The organism is Rubritalea sp., assembly GCF_039830215.1.
Lineage (GTDB): Bacteria > Verrucomicrobiota > Verrucomicrobiia > Verrucomicrobiales > Akkermansiaceae > Rubritalea.
Window position 1 is genome coordinate 1 of the sequence record NZ_JBDOPO010000257.1, and the last position, 4,200, is coordinate 4,200.

Consider the following 4,200-nt stretch of genomic DNA (forward strand, 5'->3'; position numbering starts at 1 on the left):
ATCCGATGTAGAAACCGAGTTCACCGGCTACGACGAAGACTCTAGCGAAGCAAAAATTCTCGAAATCCATCGTGGCGATGAGTCCATACTCGTCATCACTGACCGCTCACCATTCTACGTAGAAATGGGTGGCCAGCTCGGCGATCTCGGAATCCTCACACCATATAACGATGGTGAGTTCGGCGAAGCTATCGAAGTCACTTCCGTGCAAAAAATCGGCCCAGCCATTGCCCACGAGGTTTCTAAATCATCCGCACTCATCGTAGGTGACACCATCGCTCTCACAGTCGACGACAAGCGTCGCCGCAAGATCGAGGCGCACCACACTGCAACGCACCTTCTTCACTGGGCACTGCACGAAGTCGTTTCACCCGATGCAACTCAGCAAGGTTCGCTTGTGACTACTGATCGCCTCCGCTTCGACTTCACCTCTGGTGCGCTAACTGCTCAGCAGATTGCTGACATCGAGCATAAGGTGAACGAGAAAATCGAAGCTGGCGACGGCGTCTTCTACAACGAAGTCCCACACGCCGACGTCAAGAACCGCAAGGACGTCATGCAGTTCTTCGGCGACAAGTATGGCGAAAGAGTTCGCGTGGTGCAAATCGGCGGCAACGAACTCGGCCTCGACGGCTACGCAATGGAACTCTGTGGCGGTACCCACATCGGCACCACTTCCGACATCGGCATTTTCAAAATCAAATCCGAAGGAGCGATCGCCTCCGGCGTACGTCGAATCGAAGCAGCTTGCGGAACAGCAGCCTACGATTGGGCTCGCGGAGTCGCTGAGAAGAATGCTCAGGAAGAGGAAGAACTCAGAGCCAAGCTCGAGGTCATCAACGCTGGCTTCAAGATAGTAGGCGCTGAGGAAGCCCAGTACCCAGAGGAAGCACGCATCATTACTGCAATGCTGGCCCAAGGCACATTTGACCAGATCAACACCGTCTTCAACAACTCACTCAAACACATCCAGGGCCTGCGTGACACAGTCACTGCTGCAGACAAGAAGCTCAAGAAGGCGCAAGCCGGAGCTGCAGCCGCCATGGCCGATGAAGCCCTCGTCGATCTTCTCGAAAAAGGTGGTAACATCGCCGAGGTATTCGAAGGTCCTGCGAACCTACTTCAAGAACTACTCAACGGTCTCAAGAAAAAGCAATTCGCGGGTGCAGGTTTCATCATCGTCGACGACGGCAACCGCCTCCACCTCGGTGCCTTTTGTGGTCCGGACGCCCTCGCTACCGGCCTCCAAGCTGGCAAGATGATTCAAGAGCTCGGCCCAATAGCTGGCGGTAAAGGCGGCGGCAAGCCTGACCAAGCACGCGGCGCCGCACCTCAGCGCGCCAAAGCTACCGAGCTTCTCGCAGCTGCGCAAGCAACGCTAGGATACTAATCAAGCAATATTAAAGGTTGCATTAATACCGCTCTAATAAACTCATGTAATTGATCAGGCGTAGAGCTAATCAAGCAATCGGGTTTACGCTTCAGAAGCCAGTGAAACGCTCCTATGAACGTTGCTAAAACGTGTCCAAAAATGGCTCACCGAAGCGTACCCAGAAATAGAGAGAGAAAGGGCAAAAAGGATAGAGTAAATATGATCTCGACTGCAACAAGGCTCGGGAAGATTCGCTTTATGTGCTACGAGAGATCATAAAATTTATGCGTCGGCTGATCAAAGATCCCGAGAAGAAAGTCTATTTGATAGTAGCAGACCTGAGGGTCCACCATGCTAAAAAAGTGAGGGAGTGGGCAAATAAGAAATCTGAAAGCATAGAGCAGCCTTACCTCCCAAGCTATAGCCCAGATCGCAATCCTTAAAAATATTTGGGTAGAGACCTAAAGGTTAAATTATCAAGAAAACAATCAGCTAGAAAAAATTAGCACTTCAAATCCCAGACTAAAACTGAAAAGCGCAGACTTCAGAAATCACCAGCGAGAGATAGAAAATACTATCACAGTTCCAGCATTAAATATGCTGTATAAAACGTTGCCCCATTGATATTTCTATTTCGTATGCAAATACCTTCGATATGTCCTTTATGACTTAGAACCCAATCTTCAATCAAACTCAAATCATCTCCAGCCAATCCCAATTCCAATTTAGGTACCAGTCATTGTCCACTCCTTTAATATCCGAGATATTTTGCAAGCTAGCGCGGAACCTAGGGTGCAGCGCAGACGACTAGGTTTAGTATTTGTATGGAAAGTGACGTTACTATTCGGAGATCCAGCCGTCGGTGAGAGCCTGCTGAATACGACTGTGGGCGTAGTCCCAAAGTGCTGGGGAGGCTCGTTCAATTTTTTTGTTTTGAGTTAAAATTTGAGTATAAGTCACTGAGTGTTCCTGCCAGGCGCGACCGCCAGTGTTGAGGTTGTGGATCAATGGAATCATCCGATCGAGCGCTGCTGCGAATTGGGATTCGGGTGTTTCTTCGGCTGCGAATTCATCCCAAATGGCACGGAAATTAGCTGACTGGATCTCGGGTAGGAGGCCAAAGATACGATCAGCGGCAGCTACTTCTTTAATGGCTTTTTCAGCACGTGCAGCATCGTCGTATACCAGAGCATCGCCAGCGTCGACTTCCACGATGTCATGGAGAAGTAGCATGTGAATCACTCGGTTGATCTCGATTCCGGGCTTGGCGTAGTCAGCCAAGGTGAGAGCAAAGGTCGCAACCGCCCAGCTATGTTCTGCTGAATTTTCAAAACGTGATTCAGATAGTAAATAGGTCTTACGCTGCACTTCCTTGAGGGCATCGATAGCCTTTATGAAATCGATGCACTGTTGGAGTTGCTCAGGTTGTGGTTGGGTCTGCATGTTGTCGTTTATTGTTCAAGTATGATTGTGGTGAGATGGACAGGCCGATCTAGATAGTGCTCAGATTTTTTTACAAAGGGGGTGCTACTTAGTTTGCCAGTCTTTTGTTCTATGATAAACTTGCACTCGATGGATAGGCTATTATCAGTCGTATAATTCTTCCAGCTTTTGTTCGCATTGAAGGAGGGGAGCGGATTCACTGCTCCACGCTCAGCCTCTCGAAGGCGGTGGGATTTTGGTTTCATTGCTTTGGTGGTAAAAAACAACGTTCCGAATGATATGACGCCTCCGACTAACAATTATTCTCTAACATAGGGAAGCCGCACCACATCAATTTGATTCACTTTATTTAACAAATCTCTCTGCTGCAATTGATTTACATTGACTTACCTCAGTAGAAAATTGGAGAATAACTTTACCCTCATTGGGAGGACAAACACTAAGATATAAGGAGGCTAGAATGCAAAATAATAACAACGAGCTGTTACACACAGAAAAAATCATTGCTGATCGTAAGACATTTTACATCGACCTTAAAAAAAATATGCGTGGAAAGGTGGTTAAGATCACAGAAGACGTTGGGGGCAACCGAGACACAATCATGGTTCCAGCTGACATTTTAACGGATTTCATCGCAGCTCTCACAGATATCCAAGAGACTTCCGATCACGACTCGAGTAACAACTAGTCTGTAAAAAAATTCAAACGCTCCGCCCCGCTAAGGAGCGTTTTCTTTCCCTCCTATCCGTCCCACGTTCGACCAATTTCACCAACACAGATGATACATCGGTAAAAGGTCATATTTCGTATTCCCTCATGGACTTTATGAGGTTTGACTGAGAAAGCAGAGTCGCACACAGCAACACTTCCTAGCTTAACTTGAAAGGGATACCACTACTCGTACATTACGTTGAAGTCCCGCTTGATTAAGCAGTAAAAGACTCGCCCAAGATCTTGCTGAAGAAATGACTCATTCAAAATACTAATTTAAGAACTCAAAACACATCGGATCCTCTTATTTGACTGGCGCGGCAAAGAGTTAAATATCCGTATTCTACCGCAATCGCTCGCCTAATTCAGCACCGCACAAGCACAAGCTGATTAACCCACACTCTTCTGCGCTGACAGTATTATAAAAGATGCGCAAGCGCCAGTCGTAGAAACCTGTTAGGAGTGCGTACAAAATAGACCGGCATGGGCCATGCCTTGGGGTGGATTTTTCCCAATTACTAGACTAGCTCTCATCTACACGTCTTTAAGACATCCAAAATTTAACTGTTAATTGCTTCTTGGATTCAAACCGGAAGTGCACCGCTTAACTTGAACAACGGCCCAGATGCTGATTAGTATCAGCACTGGCTCCACCGTTCAAAACCGAGCCTGTG

At 47.6% G+C, this 4,200-nt stretch carries 4 protein-coding genes; 2 read left to right on the plus strand and 2 right to left on the minus strand.

Annotated features, from left to right (window positions below):
- On the plus strand, positions 1–1,390 hold a 1,390-nt coding region (locus tag ABGY95_RS08435; RefSeq protein ID WP_347441240.1), incomplete at its 5' end, for a DHHA1 domain-containing protein.
- Positions 1,391–2,212: 822 nt separating this feature from the next.
- Here the strand turns inward: ABGY95_RS08435 and ABGY95_RS08440 are convergent.
- A complete protein-coding gene (locus tag ABGY95_RS08440) occupies positions 2,213–2,815 on the minus strand; it encodes an HD domain-containing protein (protein ID WP_347441241.1) in 603 nt (200 codons plus the stop codon).
- An 8-nt stretch (positions 2,816–2,823) separates the two neighbouring features.
- Positions 2,824–3,060 carry a hypothetical protein gene (locus ABGY95_RS08445; protein WP_347441242.1) on the minus strand — a complete coding sequence of 79 codons (237 nt, stop codon included), beginning with the start codon at positions 3,058–3,060 and terminating at the stop codon, positions 2,824–2,826.
- Between the two features lie 215 nt (positions 3,061–3,275).
- Between ABGY95_RS08445 and ABGY95_RS08450 the strand changes: the two genes are divergently transcribed.
- Positions 3,276–3,503: an RNA-binding protein gene (locus tag ABGY95_RS08450; protein ID WP_347441243.1), complete on the plus strand. Its 228-nt coding sequence runs from the start codon at positions 3,276–3,278 to the stop codon at positions 3,501–3,503.
- Positions 3,504–4,200: the final 697 nt, after the last annotated feature.